13 protein-coding genes are annotated in these 17,834 nt (G+C 70.2%); 7 read left to right on the top strand and 6 right to left on the bottom strand.

Going from position 1 to position 17,834, the window contains the following annotated elements; all coding sequences use genetic code 11:
• Nucleotides 1-28: 28 nt before the first annotated feature.
• Nucleotides 29-1,492: a protein adenylyltransferase SelO gene (locus ACFYE3_RS03865; protein ID WP_387606191.1), complete on the bottom strand. Its 1,464-nt coding sequence runs from the start codon at nucleotides 1,490-1,492 to the stop codon at nucleotides 29-31.
• Nucleotides 1,493-1,541: 49 nt separating this feature from the next.
• A complete protein-coding gene (locus tag ACFYE3_RS03860) occupies nucleotides 1,542-2,135 on the bottom strand; it encodes a class I SAM-dependent methyltransferase (RefSeq protein WP_387606986.1) in 594 nt (197 codons plus the stop codon).
• A gap of 350 nt (nucleotides 2,136-2,485) precedes the next feature.
• Between ACFYE3_RS03860 and ACFYE3_RS03855 the strand changes: the two genes are divergently transcribed.
• Nucleotides 2,486-3,988 (top strand): FAD-dependent monooxygenase, encoded by a 1,503-nt coding sequence (locus ACFYE3_RS03855; protein WP_387606189.1) that lies wholly within the window; start codon nucleotides 2,486-2,488, stop codon nucleotides 3,986-3,988.
• Here ACFYE3_RS03855 and katG read toward each other — a convergent pair.
• Together katG and ACFYE3_RS03845 are read right to left on the bottom strand one after the other, a co-directional pair.
• Entirely contained in the window at nucleotides 3,957-6,164 is a 2,208-nt protein-coding gene (gene katG / locus ACFYE3_RS03850; protein ID WP_387606188.1) for a catalase/peroxidase HPI, read from the bottom strand. The genes ACFYE3_RS03855 and katG overlap by 32 nt on opposite strands.
• Before the next feature lie 466 nt (nucleotides 6,165-6,630).
• Nucleotides 6,631-7,557 carry a M12 family metallopeptidase gene (locus tag ACFYE3_RS03845; protein WP_387606186.1) on the bottom strand — a complete coding sequence of 309 codons (927 nt, stop codon included), beginning with the start codon at nucleotides 7,555-7,557 and terminating at the stop codon, nucleotides 6,631-6,633.
• Nucleotides 7,558-8,234: 677 nt separating this feature from the next.
• Between ACFYE3_RS03845 and ACFYE3_RS03840 the strand changes: the two genes are divergently transcribed.
• Nucleotides 8,235-9,215 carry a patatin-like phospholipase family protein gene (locus tag ACFYE3_RS03840; protein ID WP_387606183.1) on the top strand — a complete coding sequence of 327 codons (981 nt, stop codon included), beginning with the start codon at nucleotides 8,235-8,237 and terminating at the stop codon, nucleotides 9,213-9,215.
• Between the two features lie 96 nt (nucleotides 9,216-9,311).
• On the opposite strand, the gene ACFYE3_RS03835 is transcribed toward ACFYE3_RS03840, so the two are convergent.
• The gene (locus tag ACFYE3_RS03835; protein ID WP_387606181.1) at nucleotides 9,312-10,823 is read right to left on the bottom strand and encodes an MFS transporter; all 1,512 of its coding nucleotides are present in this window, start codon (nucleotides 10,821-10,823) and stop codon (nucleotides 9,312-9,314) included.
• A gap of 443 nt (nucleotides 10,824-11,266) precedes the next feature.
• Here ACFYE3_RS03835 and ACFYE3_RS03830 point away from each other — a divergent pair, with 443 nt between their 5' ends.
• A complete protein-coding gene (locus tag ACFYE3_RS03830) occupies nucleotides 11,267-12,568 on the top strand; it encodes an Nramp family divalent metal transporter (protein ID WP_387606179.1) in 1,302 nt (433 codons plus the stop codon).
• A gap of 41 nt (nucleotides 12,569-12,609) precedes the next feature.
• On the opposite strand, the gene ACFYE3_RS03825 is transcribed toward ACFYE3_RS03830, so the two are convergent.
• Nucleotides 12,610-13,782, bottom strand: coding sequence for a YbfB/YjiJ family MFS transporter (locus tag ACFYE3_RS03825; RefSeq protein WP_387606176.1), 1,173 nt, complete (start codon nucleotides 13,780-13,782; stop codon nucleotides 12,610-12,612).
• 274 nt (nucleotides 13,783-14,056) lie between these two features.
• On the opposite strand from ACFYE3_RS03825, the gene ACFYE3_RS03820 reads away from it, so the two are divergent.
• The 4 genes from ACFYE3_RS03820 (at nucleotide 14,057) to ACFYE3_RS03805 (ending at nucleotide 17,431) form a co-directional block, all read left to right on the top strand.
• A complete protein-coding gene (locus tag ACFYE3_RS03820; protein ID WP_387606173.1) occupies nucleotides 14,057-14,677 on the top strand; it encodes a dihydrofolate reductase family protein in 621 nt (206 codons plus the stop codon).
• 405 nt (nucleotides 14,678-15,082) lie between these two features.
• Entirely contained in the window at nucleotides 15,083-15,505 is a 423-nt protein-coding gene (locus tag ACFYE3_RS03815) for a hypothetical protein (protein ID WP_387606170.1), read from the top strand.
• Nucleotides 15,506-15,675: 170 nt separating this feature from the next.
• Entirely contained in the window at nucleotides 15,676-16,401 is a 726-nt protein-coding gene (locus tag ACFYE3_RS03810) for a YwaF family protein (protein WP_387606169.1), read from the top strand.
• Between the two features lie 466 nt (nucleotides 16,402-16,867).
• Nucleotides 16,868-17,431 (top strand): type I restriction-modification enzyme R subunit C-terminal domain-containing protein, encoded by a 564-nt coding sequence (locus ACFYE3_RS03805; protein ID WP_387606167.1) that lies wholly within the window; start codon nucleotides 16,868-16,870, stop codon nucleotides 17,429-17,431.
• Nucleotides 17,432-17,834 lie beyond the last annotated feature (403 nt).

The raw sequence follows: 17,834 nt of genomic DNA, 5'->3' as shown, positions 1-17,834 counted from the left end.
GCCGCCGGGCGCTCAGGGGGCGGGCGCCTCAGGTCCCGCAGTAGGTCGTGTAGGCGCCGAAGTCGTCCGGGGGGCCGGCGGCGTAGCGCTCCAGGCCGGGACGCTCCTCGTAGGGGGCGGTCACCGCCTCCAGGAGTCGCCCCAGCGGGTCGAGGTCGCCGTCGACGGCGGAGGCGAGGGCCTCCTCGACGAGGTGGTTGCGGGGGATGTGGACGGGATTCACGCGGTCCATCACCTCGGGGTCCGGGCCCACGGCGCGCCAACGCTCGGCCCAGGCGTCGAACGCCGGCAGGTCGAGGACCAGGTCGCGCGCGGCGTGCGCGCCGGTGCGGGCGGTCCCGCCCAGGGCTCGGAAGAACGAGGTCCAGTCGACGTGGTTCTGCTGGAGCAGCACGAGCACGTCATCGACCAGGGTCGAGGCGACCTCGTCGTCGAGGTCCCCCGGCAGACCGAGCTTGGACCGCATCCCCGCGGCCCAGGCCGCGCTGTACTGCTGCGGGAACGCCTCGAGCGCTCCCTCCGCCAGGGACACCGCCCGGTCCTGGTCCTCGTCGAGCAGCGGGAGCAGGGCCTCCGCGAGCCGGGCGAGGTTCCACTGCGCGGCGACCGGCTGGTTCCGGTAGGAGTAGCGTCCGCCGTGGTCGATCGAGCTGAAGACCGCGGCCGGGTCGAAGGCGTCCAGGAACGCGCACGGCCCGTAGTCGATGGTCTCGCCCGAGATGGTCGTGTTGTCGGTGTTCATCACCCCGTGCACGAACCCCAGCAGCATCCACCGGGCCACGAGCGAGGCCTGGGCGGCGACCACCGCCTCGAACAGCGCGAGGTACGGGTGCTCGGCGCCGGCGGCCTCGGGGTGGTGACGGCTGATGGCGTGGTCGGCGAGCCGGCGCAGGAGGTCGGGGTCGCCCGTGGCACGGGCGTACTGGAAGCTGCCCACGCGCAGGTGGCTGCTCGCCACCCGGGCGAGCACGGCCCCCGGCAGCAGGGTCTCGCGGCGCACCTGCCGCCCCGTGGCCACCACCGAGAGGGACCGGGTCGTGGGGACGCCGAGCGCGTGCATCGCCTCGCTCAGGATGTACTCGCGCAGCATGGGTCCCACCGCGGCGAGACCGTCGCCGCCGCGCGCGAAGGGCGTCCGCCCGGAGCCCTTGAGGTGCAGGTCCCGGCGGCGGCCGGCGGCGTCCACGAACTCGCCCAGCAGGAGGGCGCGGCCGTCGCCGAGGCGCGGGGAGAACGAGCCGAACTGGTGCCCGGAGTAGGCCTGCGCCACCGGCGTCGCCCCGGCCGGCACGAGGTTGCCGACCAGCAGGCGTGCGCCCTCCGCGCTCCGGAGCCACTCCGGGTCCAGCCCCAGCTCGGCGGCGAGGGGTTCGTTGAGGACCAGCAGCCGGGGGTCGGGGACGTCGTCGGCCCGCCAGGGCACGGACAGCTCCCCCAGCTCCTGGGCGAAGCTGCTCTCGAGGGTGACGGTGGACAGGGGTGCGGTGCTCACACCCACCACGCTACTCGCTGAACCTGGTCCCGCCGAGGGGCCGGCGGGATCAGGGCTGCCCGGCGGTCCGCAGCACGGCCACGAGGAAGTCGCTGTCCGCCCGGAACGGGCGCAGGTCCCAGGTGGACAGCAGCAGGTCCGGCACGAGCCCGGCCCGCTCGGCGTCCTGCAGGAACTCCGGGAACGGGTAGCCGCGGCCGGCTCCGAAGCCCACGGCCGCCCGCCCGTCGGCGGCCAGGTGCCGGCGGAAGCGGCGGAGCACCTCGGTGCGCGTGCTGGGGGCCAGGAAGGCCATCACGTTGCCGGCGCACACCACGGCGTCGAAGGGCTCCGGGACGCCCTGGGCGGGCAGGTCCAGCTCCGCCAGGTCCCCCACGAGCCACCGGGGACCGGGGTGGTCCTCCCGGGCGGCGGCGACCAGGGCCGGGTCGACGTCGACCCCGACGACGGTGTGCCCGCGGCGGTGCAGGTGACCGCCCAGCCGACCGGGACCGCACCCGGCGTCGAGGATCCGCGACCCGGGCGGGACCATGGCCTCGATCAGCCGTGCCTCCCCCACGATGTCCTCACCGGCGGCCGCGAGGGCCCGGAACCGCTCGACGTACCACGACGAGTGCCCGGGATCCGCCCGCACCTTCTGCATCCACACGCTCTGCTCGACCACCCAGTCAGGGTACCGCCCGGCGGACGACATCCGGAGCGGTCGCCGGGCGGCTGGGTGCGCCTCCTGGCGCCGGTCCTCCCCGGGAACGCCGCAGGTGGGAGTCAGCGTGTCCCGGGAGCCGGTGGCCACCGGCAACGTCTCGGCCGAGGCCGGCAGCTCCATGAGCTCCGGGTGCGCCAGGGCGCAGCAGATCTGCCGGCCCTCGGTGCGGTCATCATGTCCCGCCTGCATTTCCAACCTACAGCGCTCCGGGGGGCTTGCGGCAAGACCCCCGGCGCGCCGCAGAATGCTCGGGCTGGGATCGGGGCCTGCGGACGGAGGCGGAGAGAATGGACGAGCATGCGGTGGTGGTTGTCGGCGCAGGGCCGACAGGACTGGTGCTGGCGGGCGAGCTGGCACTGGCGGGGGCCGACGTCGTCGTCGTCGAGCGGCGGGCCGGCCAGGACCTCGTCGGGTCGCGTGCCGGTGGGCTGCACTCGCGGACCATCGAGGTCCTCGACCAGCGCGGCATCGCCGACCGGTTCCTCGCGGCGGGAACGACCGCCCAGGTCGCCGGGTTCGCCGGTGTCCCCCTGGACATCAGCGACTTCCCCACCCGCCATCCCTACGGTCTCGCGCTGTGGCAGAACCACATCGAGCGGCTCCTGGCCGGCTGGGTCCGCGAGCTCGGGGTGCCGGTCCGCTACGGGCACGAGGTGACGGGCATCGTCCGGGACGGCACGGGCGTCGACGTCGAGCTGGCGGACGGCCGGCCGCTGCGGGCGCAGTACCTCGTCGGGTGCGACGGAGGACGGAGCCGGATCCGCAAGTCCGCGGGCATCGGATTCCCCGGGTGGGACCCGACGACGAGCAGCCTGCTCGCCGAGGTGGAGCTGACCGAGGCGCCGGAGTGGGGCATCCACCAGGACGCCGTCGGAAAGCATGCCTTCCGCCCGCCCCAGGACGGTGGGCCGGTGGGCGTCATGGTGACCGAGCGCCACGTCGGGCCCGGCCGCGAGCCCACCCTGGAGGACCTCAGCGAGGCGCTCGTCGCCGTGCACGGGACGGACTACGGGGTCCACAGCCCCACCTGGATCACACGGTTCACCGACATGACCCGGCAGGCGGCGTCCTACCGGGACGGACGGGTCCTGCTCGCCGGCGACGCGGCGCACGTGCACGCCCCGGACGGCGGGCAGGGCCTCAACACCGGCGTGCAGGACGCGGTGAACCTGGGCTGGAAACTGGGCCAGGTGGTCGAGGGGACAGCACCGGAGAGCCTTCTGGACAGCTACCACGCCGAGCGCCACCCGGTGGCGGCCCGCGTGCTGCGCCTCACGATGGCGCAGGTCGCGCTGCGCCGGCCCGACGACCGCAGCCGGGCCGTGGGCGAGACCGTCGCCGAGCTGCTGCGCATGGACGAGCCGCGCCGGTGGTACGCGGCGATGCTGTCCGGTCTGGACATCCACTACGACCTCGGTGCGGGACACCCGCTGCTCGGGCGGCGCATGCCGGACCTCGACCTCCGCACGGCCGGTGGACCGACGCGGGTCTTCACCCTGCTGCACGAGGCCCGGCCGGTGCTGCTCGACCTCGGCACGCCCGGCGGCGTCGACGTCGGCGGCTGGGCGGACCGCGTCCCCCTGGTCGTCGCCGCGCACCACGGCAGCTGGGAGCTGCCGGTGCTCGGGCCCGTCCCCGCCCCCACCGCCGTGCTGGTCCGGCCGGACGGGCACGTCGCCTGGGTGGGCGACGGGAACACCTCAGGACTCGAGGCCGCGCTCAGCACCTGGTGCGGCCCACCTTCCGGAGCCGGTGCCGTCAGCGCAGGTCGAACCGGTCGAGTTCCATGACCTTGACCCACGCGGCTGCGAAGTCGCGCACGAACTTCTCCCGGGCGTCGTCGCCGGCGTAGACCTCCGAGATCGCCCGCAGCTGGGAGTGCGAGCCGAAGACCAGATCGGCCGCGGTGGCCGTCCAGCGGAGCTCGTCCGTGGCGAGATCGCGGATCTCGAAGACCTCCTCCGCATCCTCGGACGCCCGCCACTCCGTGCCGGCGGCGAGCAGGTTGACGAAGAAGTCGTTGGTCAGTGCCTCCTGGCGGTCGGTGAGGACACCGTGCGCCGACTGGCCGTGGTTCGCGCCCAGGCTCCGCAGACCGCCGACCAGGACGGTCATCTCGGGGGCGGTGAGGTTGAGCATGTAGGCGCGGTCGAGCAGCAGGGTCTCGGGCGAGAGCCGCACGTCGGACTTCGCGAAGTTCCGGAAGCCGTCGGCCTGCGGCTCGAGCACGGCGAAGGACTCGATGTCGGTCTGCTCCTGGGTGGCGTCCGTGCGGCCGGGCCGGAACGGGACCTGGACCGGGTGCCCGGCGTTCCGGGCCGCCTGCTCGACGGCCGCGCAGCCGCCGAGGACGATCAGGTCGGCCAGCGAGATCCTCGTGTTATCGGACCGGGCGCCGTTGAAGTCCTGCTGGACCTGCTCGAGGACGCGCAGCACCTCGGGCAGCTGCTCCGGCTCGTTCACCTCCCAGTGCCGCTGCGGCTCGAGGCGGATGCGGGCACCGTTGGCCCCGCCTCGGTTGTCGGTGCCCCGGAAGCTGGCCGCCGAGGCCCACGCGGTGGACGCCAGCTGCGCCACGGTCAGTCCCGAGCCGAGGAGAGCCTCCTTCAGGGCCGCGACGTCGTCGTCCTCGACCAGGTCGTGGTCGACCGCCGGGACCGGGTCCTGCCACAGCTGCGGTTCCGGCACCCACGGCCCCAGGTAGCGCGTGACCGGGCCCATGTCGCGGTGCAGCAGCTTGTACCAAGCCTTGGCGAACGCCTCGGCGAACTCGTCCGGGTGCTCGTGGAAGCGTCGGGAGATCTTCTCGTACTCCGGATCGACCCGGAGCGCGATATCGGTCGTGAGCATCGTCGGCCGGTGCTTCCGCTCCGGGTCGAAGGCGTCCGGGACACTCTCCTCGGTGTCCTTGGCGACCCACTGGTGCGCCCCGGCGGGGCTCTCGGTCAGCTCCCACTCGTGGCCGAAGAGGTTGCCGAAGAAGCCGTTGCCCCATCGGGTCGGGGTGCTGGTCCAGGTCACCTCCAGACCACTGGTGATGGTGTCCGGGCCCTTGCCCGTCCCGTAGCTGCTCCTCCAGCCCAGGCCCTGGCCCGTGACCGGGCAGGCCTCGGGCTCGGGGCCCACGTGGTCGGCGGGCCCGGCCCCGTGGGTCTTGCCGAAGGAGTGCCCGCCGGCGATCAGCGCGACCGTCTCCTCGTCGTTCATCGCCATGCGGCGGAACGTCTCGCGGATGTCCCGGGCGGAGGCGAGCGGGTCGGGGTTGCCGTTCGGGCCCTCGGGATTGACGTAGATCAGCCCCATCTGCACCGCGGCCAGCGAACCCGAGAGCTCGCGGTCGCCGCCGTAGCGCTCATCACCGAGCCAGGAGTCCTCCGGGCCCCAGAACATCTCCTCGGGCTCCCACACGTCCTCGCGCCCGAAGCCGAAGCCGAAGGTCCTGAAGCCCATCGACTCCAGCGCCACGTTCCCGGCGAGCACCAGCAGGTCGGCCCACGAGATCTTCCGGCCGTACTTCTGCTTGACCGGCCACAGCAGGCGCCGGGCCTTGTCCAGGTTGGCGTTGTCCGGCCAGCTGTTGAGCGGGGCGAACCGCTGGGCGCCCTCCCCGGCACCGCCACGGCCGTCCGCGATCCGGTACGTTCCGGCCGAGTGCCAGCTCATCCGGATGAACAACCCCCCGTAGTGCCCGAAGTCGGCGGGCCACCAGTCCTGCGAGGTGGTCATGAGCTCGACGAGGTCCCGCTTGAGCTCCTCGACGTCGAGCGTCGCGAACTCGCTCGCGTAGTCGAAGTCGGGGCCCAGCGGGTCGGTCGTGGTCGAGTGCTTCCGCAGGACGTTCAGGTCCAGCTGGTTGGGCCACCAGTCCTGGACGGTCCGCGGCTGACCGGTCTTGGGTGTGGGTGCGTCGATCGCCGGGTTCTCGCTCTCGCTGCCGTGCACGGGAGCATCAGAGATCTGGGACATGGGTCTTCCTTCCAGGATGGCGGTACCGGCCCGGGGCCGGTCGCGCAGCAGAGGCATCGCTCCGGGTGGTCGGCCCGGACTCGTCAACGGGCAGCACGTGGTCGGCGGATGCCGCCGGCCGCGACGTGGCGCCGGCCGGCATCCGGAGGGCGTCGTCCACCGTCCGGGGTGGGACGTCGAGGCAATCACGACGGACGCCGCGGGTGATCGAGATCGTGCCGGCGCTCGGGGGCGCGGACACGGCGTTCGGGACCGCCGGCGGAGTCGGGTCGACCCGCTGGGCGGTGCTCCGAGGGAGCTGCTGGAGGTCCAGCTGTGCGTCCACCTCTCAAAGTGTCGTGGCCGGTCCGGAGGCCGTCAAGGTTCCGGGGTCTCCGACACCGGTCCCGCGAGGACCCGGCGGTGGCCGGGTGGGGTGCTGGGCGAAGGGGCCGCCGCTCGTGCGATCGAGGAGACCATCTGCGGGCTACCAGCACATGATGGCGGTGTCTCCCGACTGTCCTGCCCAGGCGAGTCTGACGCGGACGACGTACCGCCTCCCCCGGAAGAGCTTCGCCGACACAGCGGAGTTGCGTTCCTCCCCGCTGTCGTCGTCGCCGGCGAGGAAGCGCAGCTCTCCGGCGACCTCCTCGAAGAGCACCAAGGTGGTGTCGGCCGTCCCGAAAGTGGCGATCTGGTACTTCCGCGACACGTCGGGGGTGATCTCGAGGTCCGCCTGCTGCCCCGGAGCGAGGGTCAGCGGCGTGGACCGGAACGGTTCGAGCGTCGGGAGCAGGTCCGGCAGGACCGGGTAGAACTTCCGCACCCATTGCTGGTCCTTGGTCGAGAGGCCGCCCGGGGGGCTGATGCCCGGCTGGTAGCGGGCGGGCTCCTTGATGAGTCCCTCGGGGAAGGCGTACTGCATCACCGAGTCGGGATCCCAGGTCGAGCCCTCCACCTCGTCCTGTCCCAGTTTGCGCAGGACGTTGTGGTGCGTCGTCTCCGGGGACCAGTGGTTGGGGGCCTCGGCGAAGAACTCATAGACCCTCGCTTCGTCCCACACGATGCCGGCGAACGGGTTCTGATGCTCGTGCGGCAGGCCCATCGTGTGGCCGATCTCGTGCAACGCCGTCGTGCGCCCGTACTCATCGGTCAGGTCCCAGCCGAAGTTCATGGTCGCGTCCTGGGTGCCGATGGTCAGGACGTCCCGGCCCACGTAGGACCACGACCCGTCGGCCTGGTCGAAGGAGATCCTGACCTCCGCCTCCCCCGGCTCCTCCACCTCCTGGAACCCGAGACCGATCCCCAGGTTCTTCCACTCCTGGAACGCGCTCCGCACGGCGTGGCGCTGAGGCTCGGGCCCCTCCCGGAACGCGTAGCGGAGCACTGTCCCGTTGACCCATTTCTGGGCCATCAACCGTACGAGTCGCTGTCTGACGTCCACCACCCCCTCGGGGAGGGGACGCACGATGCGCGGCTTGACAGCGCAATAAGGACGGACTGAGGAATTCATCATTCTCGACTCCTGAACGAGCACCTGTCGGATGGTCTCGAGCACGGCCCGCGGCAGGCCGAGGGCGTCGAAGCCCTGCGAGGACCCGGCGACCAGCGCCCGCCGCGCGAGCCGTTCCGCGCCGAGCAGTCGCGGCCCGCACGGTGTTGGCACAGCTTCCCGGCACACCGGGCTGGTCCACGGTCTGACATGGACGGGCACCGGCCCTGGCGGACCGAGGTGTCGATACGGGTCAACGCCGGCACCCATCGCTTCTCGCAGTGTGGGGTGAACACCATCCTAGTGATATGCATCGACAAAACCACGTTCGGGGATGCACTTCCAAGACGACGATCCTTGCCGTGCCGCGGCTGTGACCATGTGACACCAACATGAAGAACCCCCACCCCCGTCTGTGCTTCTGTCGGGCCGCTCTCCTCTGCACCGAGAGGAACGCTGGGGTTCCTGCAGGTGCCGATGTGCCAGGTGCGATGTCCCCCTCGTCATACGGGACCCGATACCGGACACCCGTTCCATGCCCTCACATCATTTGCTGTACTGACAGTGGGAACAGGACGTGCCGAGGGGGCGTGGACAGCATGGAGCGGTATGCCGACCTGGTGCTGGAGGGCGGGGGCGTGAAAGGCATCGCCCTGGTGGGAGCCATCGAGGTCCTCGAGGAGCGCGGCTACCGTTTCAAACGGGTCGCGGGCACCTCTGCCGGTGCCATCGTCGGGGCTCTGGTCGCCGCCGGCGCCCCGGCGAGCAAGCTGGTGGACATCATCGGCTCCGTCCAGTACCCGGACTTCCGCGACGGCTCCCGTCTGACGCGCTACACCGCGGGCAAGGCCGCCGGGATCCTGGCCCGCAACGGCATCTATCTCGGCGAGCACCTCCGCTCCTGGCTGCAGTCCCAGCTCGACGAGTACGGGGTGCGGACCTTCGCGGACCTGCCCTACACCGACGACGAGCGGCCCCCCGCCCCGGAGCGGTCCTTCCGGCTGGTCGTCACCGCCTCGGACATCAGCAGGGGCCGGTTGCGCTACCTGCCCTGGGACTACGACGAGTTCGGCCGTGACCGGGGCGCCCAGCACGTGGTCGAGGCGGTCCGGGCCTCGATGTCCATCCCCTTCTTCTACCGTCCCGTGCGCTGGGACACCGCCGACGGCAGGAAGGCGTGGCTGGTCGACGGCGGGATGCTCTCCAACTTCCCGATCGCCGCCTTCGACGCCCCGCCGGGCACCGCTCCGCGGTGGCCCACGCTGGGCATCAAGCTCTCGGCCCATCCGGACGCGGTCCAGGGCACGGGGTACCCGATCAAGGGGCCGGTGAGCATGAGCCGGGCCATGCTCAAGACCATGACCGGCTTCTACGACCAGATGCACATCGAGTCCCCCGACGCCCAGGCCCGCACCATCTTCGTCGACACCGGCACCATCCGCGCCACCGACTTCAACCTCACCGACGACGACCGGGACTTCCTCTACCACAACGGCCGGGCGGCCGCCGAGAAGTTCCTCGACGGCTCGTCCACCCGCCCGCCGTGGGACTTCGACGCCTATGTCGCCGCACACCGCTGACGTTGTGTCGGGTCTGCCGGCCCGGTCGGGCCCGTCGGCCGGCCACGGCCCTCGTCCTTCGGCTGAGCGAGGGCGGTGGCCGACCGGCGGTCTCGCTCAGAGGGGGGACGAAGGGGCGGTGACGCCGTTCCCGGCATCCTCCGCCGCGATCTGTGCGTACGTCGCCGAGACCCGGCGGTAGACCGGGGTCAGGAAGGCCAGCAGCGCGGCCGCGATCATGACGATGCCGGCCACCAGGAACACCAGGGCGATGCCGCGCGAGGTGCCCTCGCCCAGCAGCGGGGCCAGCTGGGCGCTGCCTTCCGCGGATCGCGCGTACGGGATGATCCAGAACTGGGCGATCGGCGCGATGAGGAACGCGGTGATCGGCGCCGCCGCGGACTCGAACGCCATGGCGAAGCCGAAGACCCGGCCCTGCCGCTCGAGCGGCACGACCCGCTGGATGACCGTCTGTTCGGCCGCCTCCACGAAGGGGACGAGCACCAGGTAGAGCCAGATGCCGAGGGCATACAACCAGGCCCACTCCCGCACGGTGAACAGCGCGCCGAGCATGCCCATCGCGACCACCGCGAGCAGCATGGTGCGCAGCGGGTTAGACCCGAGCCCGAACTTGCCGATCAGCGCCCCGCCCACGATGAACCCGGTGGCGCCGAGCGCGAAGACCGTTCCCCAGATCTCCACGGGGAACATCTCCAGGCCGTAGGGGTCCATCAGTGCCATGTAGACGCCGCCGATGAAGTTGTTGAACGTCGAGAACAGGATCAGCGCGAACAGCCCGGACACGGCCAGTACGGCGGCGAGCGCCCCCCGCAGGTCGAAGCTGCCATGGGCGTCCGTGGCCGCGGCACGCACCTCCTCGGGCATGCGCAGGGTCAACAGGTGCACGAAGGCCACGGCCGTGAGCGCCACGGCGACCACGACCGTCCAGCCCATGCCCAGCAGTCCGACCGACAGCCCGGAGAGCACCGAGGTGATGATGAACATCAGGCCTTGCACCATGCCCACCAGCCCGTTGGCGTTGGCACGCCGGTCCGGCTCGATGAGGATCGTGACCGTGGTGGACAGGGCGATGTTGCGCATGTTCTCCACCACCGCCCCGATCAGGACGACCAGGGCGAAGATCCAGATCCACGGCCGGGTCAGGTCCGCCATCGAGACCGCCGGGGCGACGAAGAACAGGATTCCGGCCAGCACGAACATCACCAGTGTGAAGGCTGCGGCGAAGCGCATCACGGCGAGCTTGCGGTAGCGGTCCACGAAGGTGCCGAAGCTGATGCTCGAGAGCGCGATCAGCAGCATGTAGGCGCCACCGACCACCCCGGTGGCGATCACGTTGCGCGTCTCCAGGTACACCCAGAACGTCAGGGCGAACCAGAGGTAACTGGTCGTGATGTTGGCGAGGGCGGTGTTCACCAGGATCCCGGCGAAGGTGCGGGACCGCTGCGCGGGACTGCGCACGGAGGTATCGACGGCATCGGGATCGATCAGCCCCGGTGCTGCCTCGGCGTCATCGGTCGGAGCGGACGTGACGGCCGCGTCCGCGGGAAGTGCTGCGCGGCCGACGGGAGCCGCGGCGGCCCGGGACGGGCCCGGTTCCTGCTCGTTCATGCGGCCCAGTGTAGTGACGGGCGCGGACACGCCAACGGCTCGGTGGCCCGCTCGGACCACCGAGCGGAACAGGCCGGTGCCCGGCATCGCGCCGCCGTTCCCGCAACGGTCCGGTGCGCCGACGACGGTCCTCCGGTCGGGCCCGCGGAGGTGTCCGGAAACCCGCCCCCAGGTCAGGACATGCATCCCGGGGACCCGCGCCCCTTCCCGGTCCCCGTGCCGGGAACGGTGCGGCTCATCGCACAGTACAGTGATCCGGGGCACAGGACTCCGGCGCGGACCGGGCCAGTCCGATCGAACACCGCGACCCCTTCGGCCGGCTCGCGTTCGTGCGGGAGACCCGGATCTCCCGGCGCCGCACGATGACGTCGCCGATCAGCAGTCCTGTGCCGATTCCCGCCGGGAGCCACGGCATGCACATGATCGATCCGATGAGGACATAGATGAGCCACCAGAACGAAACAGATTTCGCGGCCCACGAGGCCCGCGCGGACGACGACGGCGGCGCACCCGCCAAGTGGAAGATCGTGGGACCCGGCCTGGTGGTCGCCGCCACCGGTGTGGGCGCCGCCGACATGGTCGCCACGCTGGTGGCCGGCTCCCGGTACGGGTACGGCCTGCTGTGGGCCGTGATCCTCGGGGTGATCCTCAAGATCATCCTCGTGGAGGGTGCCGGGCGCTTCACCCTGGCCACCGGCCGGACCATCTTCGAGGGCTGGCGGTCCCTGGGCCGGTGGACCACCTGGTACTTCGGTCCGTACATCATGATCTGGGGCTTCGTCTACGGAGCGACAGCGATGTCCTCCGCAGCCCTTCCCCTCGCGGCGGTCTTCCCCGTCCTGCCGCTCTGGGGCTGGGCGATCCTGATGGGCCTCCTCGGGTTCGTCATGGTGTGGTTCGGGAAGTACTCCACCTTCGAGAAGATCACCGCCGCACTGGTCGGCCTGATGTTCGTCACCGTCGTCGGGCTGGCCGTCATCGCGACCCCCAACATCCCCGAGATGCTCACGGGACTGGTGCCGATCATCCCGGAGGGCGGCGTGCTCTACACCTTGGCCCTGGCCGGTGGGGTGGGTGGCACCATCACCCTGGCCGCCTACGGCTACTGGCTGCGGGAGAAGGGCTGGTACACCCCGAAGTGGATGCGCGTCATGCGAATCGACAACTCCATGGCCTACGTCGTCACAGGCATCTTCGTCATCGCCATGCTGATCGTCGGCGCCGAGGTGGTCCGCTCCGCCGGCCTGGCGCTCAGCTCCGGCGACGAGGGCCTCCTCGACCTCTACGACGTGCTGCGCGCGGAGTACGGGGACGTGGTCGGCACCGGCTTCCTCCTCGGCTTCTGGGCCGCGTCCTTCTCCTCGATCATCGGTGTCTGGAACGGCGTCTCCCTCATGTTCGCCGACTTCTGGGGCAATGTCCGCGGCAAGGAGTCCGGCCACCCCGACACCCGCGTCGGCGGGAAGTACTTCCGCTTCTACGTGCTGTGGCTGACGTTCCCGCCCATGATCCTCTTCGCCCTGGGCCAGCCCATCGGCCTGATCCTGGCCTACGGCATGCTCGGCTCGCTCTTCATGCCCTTTCTCGCCCTCACCCTGCTGGGTCTGCTCAACGGCAGGCGGATCCCGAAGAAGTGGGCCAACAAGCTGCACACCAACATCGCCCTGGGCATCACGGCCCTGCTGTTCGCCGTCCTGGGCGTGCAGCAGCTGATCAAGTCCCTGGCGCCGGTCCTCGGCGGCTGAGGCGCAGACCGTGGATCCCTCCGCCGGAGGCCCGGACCGCATCAACCGGTGGCGTTCCTGCCGGAGCGGATGAACAGGGTGGGGACTGCGGCCAGGGTCACGATCACGGCTCCGAGCACCAGGGCGGGGGCATATCCGCCGCCCAGCAGGGGCGCTGCGGCCAGCGGCCCGAGGATCTGCCCGATGCTGAAGGCGATCGTGAGGATGGCTGCCGAGCGCGGGATGCCCATGCGGGCCCCGGTGCCCATGCCCAGGGAGACGATGCCCAGGAAGGTGCCACCGAACACGACCCCGGCGAACAGCGCCACGCCGCTGCCCGAGAACACCGCAGGCAGCAGCATGCCGACGCCCTGGACCAGCAGCGCGGTGCGCAGCACCGTGGCCGGTGGGAAGCGAGAGGCGAGGCGGGAGTACAGCGCCGAGGACGGCAGGGCCGCCAGGCCCACGACCACCCAGGCGCTGCTGCCGATCCATCCCGGGGAGGTGGCACGGATCGCGGCGACCAGGAACGTGCCCGCGATGATGTAGCCGGCGCCCTCCAGGAGGTAGCTGACCACCAGCGCCATGAAGGAGCGGCGGGCCCCCGGGCGGACCCGCACCGGGGAACCGGAGCCGGCCCGCGACGCCGGGGCCCGGACGGGGCCCGGCGCGCCGCCCACCGGCAGGATCCAGGCGACCGCGGCCAGTACCGCGGCCGCCACCGCGCAGGCCCACCAGGCGGTGCTCCAGGTCCCGACGCGCTCCAGGGCCAGTACGAGCACGCCGGACAGCGCGATGCCCCCACCGATGCCGCCGTAGACCCAGCCGCCGCTGCGCGCTCCCCCGTGCGACAGCCGGACCGCCACGACGCCGGCCACGGCGATGAACACCACGGCGCTGGCCACCCCGGAGCTCAGCCGGGCCAGAACCCAGGCGGGTGCCGAGGCGGTCGCCGCCATCGCGGCCAGAGTCGCGACCTGGACCACCAGCCCGACCTTGAACGCCAGGACCGACGAGGTCACCGCGGGCCGCACCAGGGCCAGCACCGCTCCCAGCAGATAGCCCAGGTAGTTGGCGGTGGCCAGCTGTGCGCCCTGCTCCGGGGCCAGGCCGGCCTGGTCCTGCATGAGCGGCAGGATCGGGGTGAACCCGAACCGGCCCACGCCCATGGCCAGCGCCATCGCCGCAGCTCCAGGGACGACGACGGTCCACACGCCCGGTGTCCTGTGGGGCATGGGCGCTCCGTCCTCTCGTGGTGGAGCCGGATGGGTCCGGTCTGCTCCAGGAGCAGGGGTCCCGATCAGCGCCCCGGCCGTCGTGGGTCCTGCCGGTGGGTGCAGCGCCGATGACCCTCAGCATGGCATTTCCACGGCCGACACCGTGCACGCGGGCCCTGTCCGGCCCGTGTCCGAGCGGGTCGTCATCCGTCGGCCAGGGGTTGATCCCCGGATGTCGTCGAGAAAAAATGGTGCTCGCGGATCTTGCAGGAGCACACCGAAGGGTCATCCCATGGGCATCATCCAGGTCGACCTCTTCCTCACCCTCGACGGCGTGTACCAGGGGCCGGGCGGGCCCGACGAGGACCGTTCGGGCGGTTTCGAGCTCGGCGGATGGCAGGGGGCGTACTTCGACGACGAGTCGGGCGAGAGGATCGCCGCCGGCATCGAGCGCCTGGACGCTTTGCTGCTCGGCCGCAGGACCTACGACATCTTCGCCGGCTACTGGCCGGCCCAGGGCGACGCCGACCCGATCGCCGTGAAGTTCAACGCGGTGCCGAAGTTCGTCGTGTCGCGCACGCTGACCGACCCGTCGTGGGAGGGGACCACGGTGCTGACGGACGTCGCGACCGAGGTGCAAGCGCTCAAGGACCGCTTCGACGAGATCCACGTCATCGGCAGCGGCGACCTCGTGACGAGCCTGCTCAGGGAGAACCTGGTCGACCGGCTGAACCTCTTCCTCTATCCGCTGGTCCTGGGCTCGGGCAAACGCCTGTTCGGCGACGGCACCGTCCCGGCCGCCTTCACCGTGGTGAAACCACCGCAGGCGTTCCCGAAAGGCGCGATCTCGCTCGTCTACCAGCGGGCCGGCGACCCGGTCACCGGCGTGGACATCTCGAAGCCGGCGCAGTAGTCGACCGCGCCGGAGCCGCCCTGCTCCCGCTGCTGACACTGGTCGTCGCCCTCTCATCTCCGCGGGCTCCACGCACCCCCGACGAAAAATGGCTCGCCCGGTCCAGTAAGACCGAGCGAGCCGCGGACACGAGAAGGCGAGTTCTGCATGTCCACCACGAACACTACCCCACCCCTGCTCCCCCAGGGAGGCCATGGCCCCAGCGCACAGCGCGAGGCGCCACCTGGGACGCCCTCGCCGTCGGCGTCTCACTCACGCCGCACGCAAGGATGTTCACCATCGTGGGCCGGCTCGGCCTGCCATGGAGTAGTGCGGTTCCCCACGGCTGCAATGATCTTTGAGAAGAAGACATCCAGACGGATACGCTATAATCCCGCCGTCCGAACCCGCGAAGAAGGGCCTGGGATGGACGTGCTGGACGCACCGCGGTACCGGGTGCCGTTGCGGCTGCGGGGCGTGGAAGGCAGGATGGCGACCTTCGAGGTGCCGCCGGAGTTCACAGAGCACATCGCCTCGGCCACGCCGGCGAAGAACGCATGGACCCGGGACTTCAATACCGGTCTCGTCGGCGGGGCCCGGATCGACCGATCCACAACGCCGCCGACGGTTGTCAGCTACCTCACCCGGCCCTTGAAGCAGATGGACGTTGCCGGCGAAGGTTGGGTGGCGCTGCTTCGGCGCGACACTCGTCCCCGGGCCAAACGGCCCTACCAGTTGATCTCCGTCACTCGCAGCATCGGTCAGGGCAAGGTCAAGGACTCAAGCAGCAAACCGACACCGGTTCCGGTTCACGTTGCCCCGCCCATGGCCCTGGACGACCGGATCTGATGTTCTGGTGCCATGGTCGCACCACTCAGGAAACCCGGTGGAGGGGCCGAGCCCGCTGACCGCACCGCGGTGCGGGTCTCCCCCGCTGTCGTGCTCTCCCCTCGATCGTCCGAGCTCCTGGCGCTCGGTCCGGGAAATCTATAATCCGGACAGGTGGAGGGGAGACGGCGATGCCCAACGAGGAGGTCTTCGTACCCTACGGCGCCACTCACTGGGCTGCCCTGGGCGTCTGCGTCCTCGGTGCTGCGGCCGTGGTGATCCTGGGCCGCCGTCTACGGGATTCCGAAGCCGAGGTGATCTTCTCCCGGGCTTTCGCCTCGGTGCTGACCACGTACACGGTGACGATGCTCGTCTACCGGTGGTGGCCGGGCAATTTCGACGTCCACATCTCTCTGCCGGTCCACCTCTCGGATCTCGCGTGGATGGTCGCCGTCATCGCCCTGTGGACACGGGCCCGTTGGGCGACGGCGCTCACCTACTACTGGGGACTCACGCTCAACCCGCAGGCCATCCTCACCCCGGCACTCGACTCGCCGGACTTCCCCCACATCGACTTCATCGACCTCTGGGTCCAGCACATCCTGGTGCTCTGGGCGACCCTGTACCTGATGTGGGGACGCGGCGGCCGCGTCGACTGGCGCGACTACCGACTGGCCCTCGCCGTCACTGTCACCTGGGCGATGGCAACGTTCGGGCTCAACAGCCGGCTGGGGACCAATTACGGCTTCCTCAACGGCAAGCCGGACAACCCCTCGGTCCTCGACCTGCTCGGGCCCTGGCCGTGGTACCTGCTGGTGGAGTTCCTCGTCGTCACTGTGGCGTGGGCGCTCATCACCTGGCCGTGGACGATCCGGCGGACGAGCACAGCCGGGACCCGAGTCGACGCGGCAGACTGAGGCAGCACGACCACAGGGCATCGAGTCGGGCCCGCCGGGGCAGCGTTGAGTGGCCTGCCCCTCGGGGACGGTCCGGTGCAGCGGTGTGGTTCCTCGCTCGCGGCGAGGGGCGCAAGCTGCTCGTCGCCGATGGAGCTACGTCGGCGATCGACGCAGTGTCCTGCGCTTTGCTCCTGCCGAGTGGCACGCACGGCTTCAGTTCCTGCCCACCGATCGTGCGGGCCCGTCCTGTTCGCCTGCGCCTACCGTCGGACCGGACGATGCGCGCCCGTCGAGTGCGACGGACCGGAGGTCGAGACGAACGCTGTCGCGGGCCGAGGAGTCGACCTCACCTCTCGCCTGGGCTACAGCGGTGCGCCGGCGATCCTCGTCTGGGCCAGCGCCGTGACCTCAGGAGCCGTGCGGGAAGATCGCTTCGGCGCTTCAGGACCCGGGAATTGTTTCGAGGATCTCGGCGCCGCTGCACGTGATCGACGCCGTCGTGGAGACGGGGTCCGATAACCGGGCGTGGACCGCAGGGGATCCGCTCCGGCTCGAAACGGCCAGGCGCAGGCTGCGCCACGGACGGGCGCTGACGACGCTCGCTCTTGCAGCTCTCGAGAAGATGCTCCTGGAAAGCGGTGCGGGACCTCGCGAGGACCTGGAACGCACCAGCGCGGGCGAGCTTGCTGGATTCATCAAATCGCTGGTCGGCCTGGACCCTCAAATCGTCCAGGAGGCGTTCGCCGAGTTCATCGCCGCAAGCACATCGAACACGCGCCAGCGGAAAATGCTGAACATGCTCTTCGGCCAGCTCACCCGGGGCGGCCGCATGGACGCTGAGAAGCTCTACGAGTCTCCGTACACGGAGTTCGGACCCCTCGGGCCCGAGAACCTTTTCGTCGAGGACACTGTCAATCGCCTTTTTGCCGTCGTCGATCGCTTCGGGGGCCAGAATTTCCTGCATCAGGGGACGTTGTCGGGGAAACTGCGTAAGTCGGATAATCAGTCATCCGACAGTTGGCCACACCTCAGGGCAAGCGTCAGATAGAAAATTTCGGCCTTGTGCCGCAATTCATACTTTTAGACCGATTGGGATTCTGGGCGGCGGCCCGAGTTGCTCCTCATGTGAGCCATTGCGCAGGATAGGCTATTCGCGCATTTCGCTCGAATCAAGCCAATTCTATAAGCTACTTGAACTTCACCGACACCATGGCTCATCCGCTTAACTGCCCGATCCCGGCGATCGGATCATCAAATCACCGGGATCGGGTAGGGCTAAGAGGTCAGGTGGACCGCGGTATCACAACATCTGATCAATGCTCAGATCCGGCGGCCGAACTGCTCAGACAGGGCCACATTGCTCAGATAGGTCGGGGTCTCACTCGGGATGTGAGGTACCAGGCTAACTGGCCAATGTGGCCAGTCCTAAAGTCCCGAGATTTAGGCATTTT

The organism is Kocuria arenosa (assembly GCF_042879215.1).
Classification (GTDB): domain Bacteria; phylum Actinomycetota; class Actinomycetes; order Actinomycetales; family Micrococcaceae; genus Kocuria; species Kocuria arenosa.
The sequence above is the reverse complement of the archived record's forward strand: the minus strand, read 5'-3'. Positions and strand labels throughout refer to the sequence as shown.

Excerpts from the sequence above, each read along its gene's own strand:
- ACFYE3_RS03860 (WP_387606986.1), bottom strand. The coding sequence starts at position 2,135 with ATGCAGAAGGTGCGGGCGGATCCCGGGCACTCGTCGTGGTACGTCGAG.
- ACFYE3_RS03855 (WP_387606189.1), top strand. The coding sequence starts at position 2,486 with ATGGACGAGCATGCGGTGGTGGTTGTCGGCGCAGGGCCGACAGGACTG.
- katG (WP_387606188.1), bottom strand. The coding sequence starts at position 6,164 with ATGTCCCAGATCTCTGATGCTCCCGTGCACGGCAGCGAGAGCGAGAAC.
- ACFYE3_RS03845 (WP_387606186.1), bottom strand. The coding sequence starts at position 7,557 with ATGGCCCAGAAATGGGTCAACGGGACAGTGCTCCGCTACGCGTTCCGG.
- ACFYE3_RS03840 (WP_387606183.1), top strand. The coding sequence starts at position 8,235 with ATGGAGCGGTATGCCGACCTGGTGCTGGAGGGCGGGGGCGTGAAAGGC.
- ACFYE3_RS03835 (WP_387606181.1), bottom strand. The coding sequence starts at position 10,823 with ATGAACGAGCAGGAACCGGGCCCGTCCCGGGCCGCCGCGGCTCCCGTC.
- ACFYE3_RS03830 (WP_387606179.1), top strand. The coding sequence starts at position 11,267 with ATGAGCCACCAGAACGAAACAGATTTCGCGGCCCACGAGGCCCGCGCG.
- ACFYE3_RS03825 (WP_387606176.1), bottom strand. The coding sequence starts at position 13,782 with ATGCCCCACAGGACACCGGGCGTGTGGACCGTCGTCGTCCCTGGAGCT.
- ACFYE3_RS03820 (WP_387606173.1), top strand. The coding sequence starts at position 14,057 with ATGGGCATCATCCAGGTCGACCTCTTCCTCACCCTCGACGGCGTGTAC.
- ACFYE3_RS03815 (WP_387606170.1), top strand. The coding sequence starts at position 15,083 with ATGGACGTGCTGGACGCACCGCGGTACCGGGTGCCGTTGCGGCTGCGG.
- ACFYE3_RS03810 (WP_387606169.1), top strand. The coding sequence starts at position 15,676 with ATGCCCAACGAGGAGGTCTTCGTACCCTACGGCGCCACTCACTGGGCT.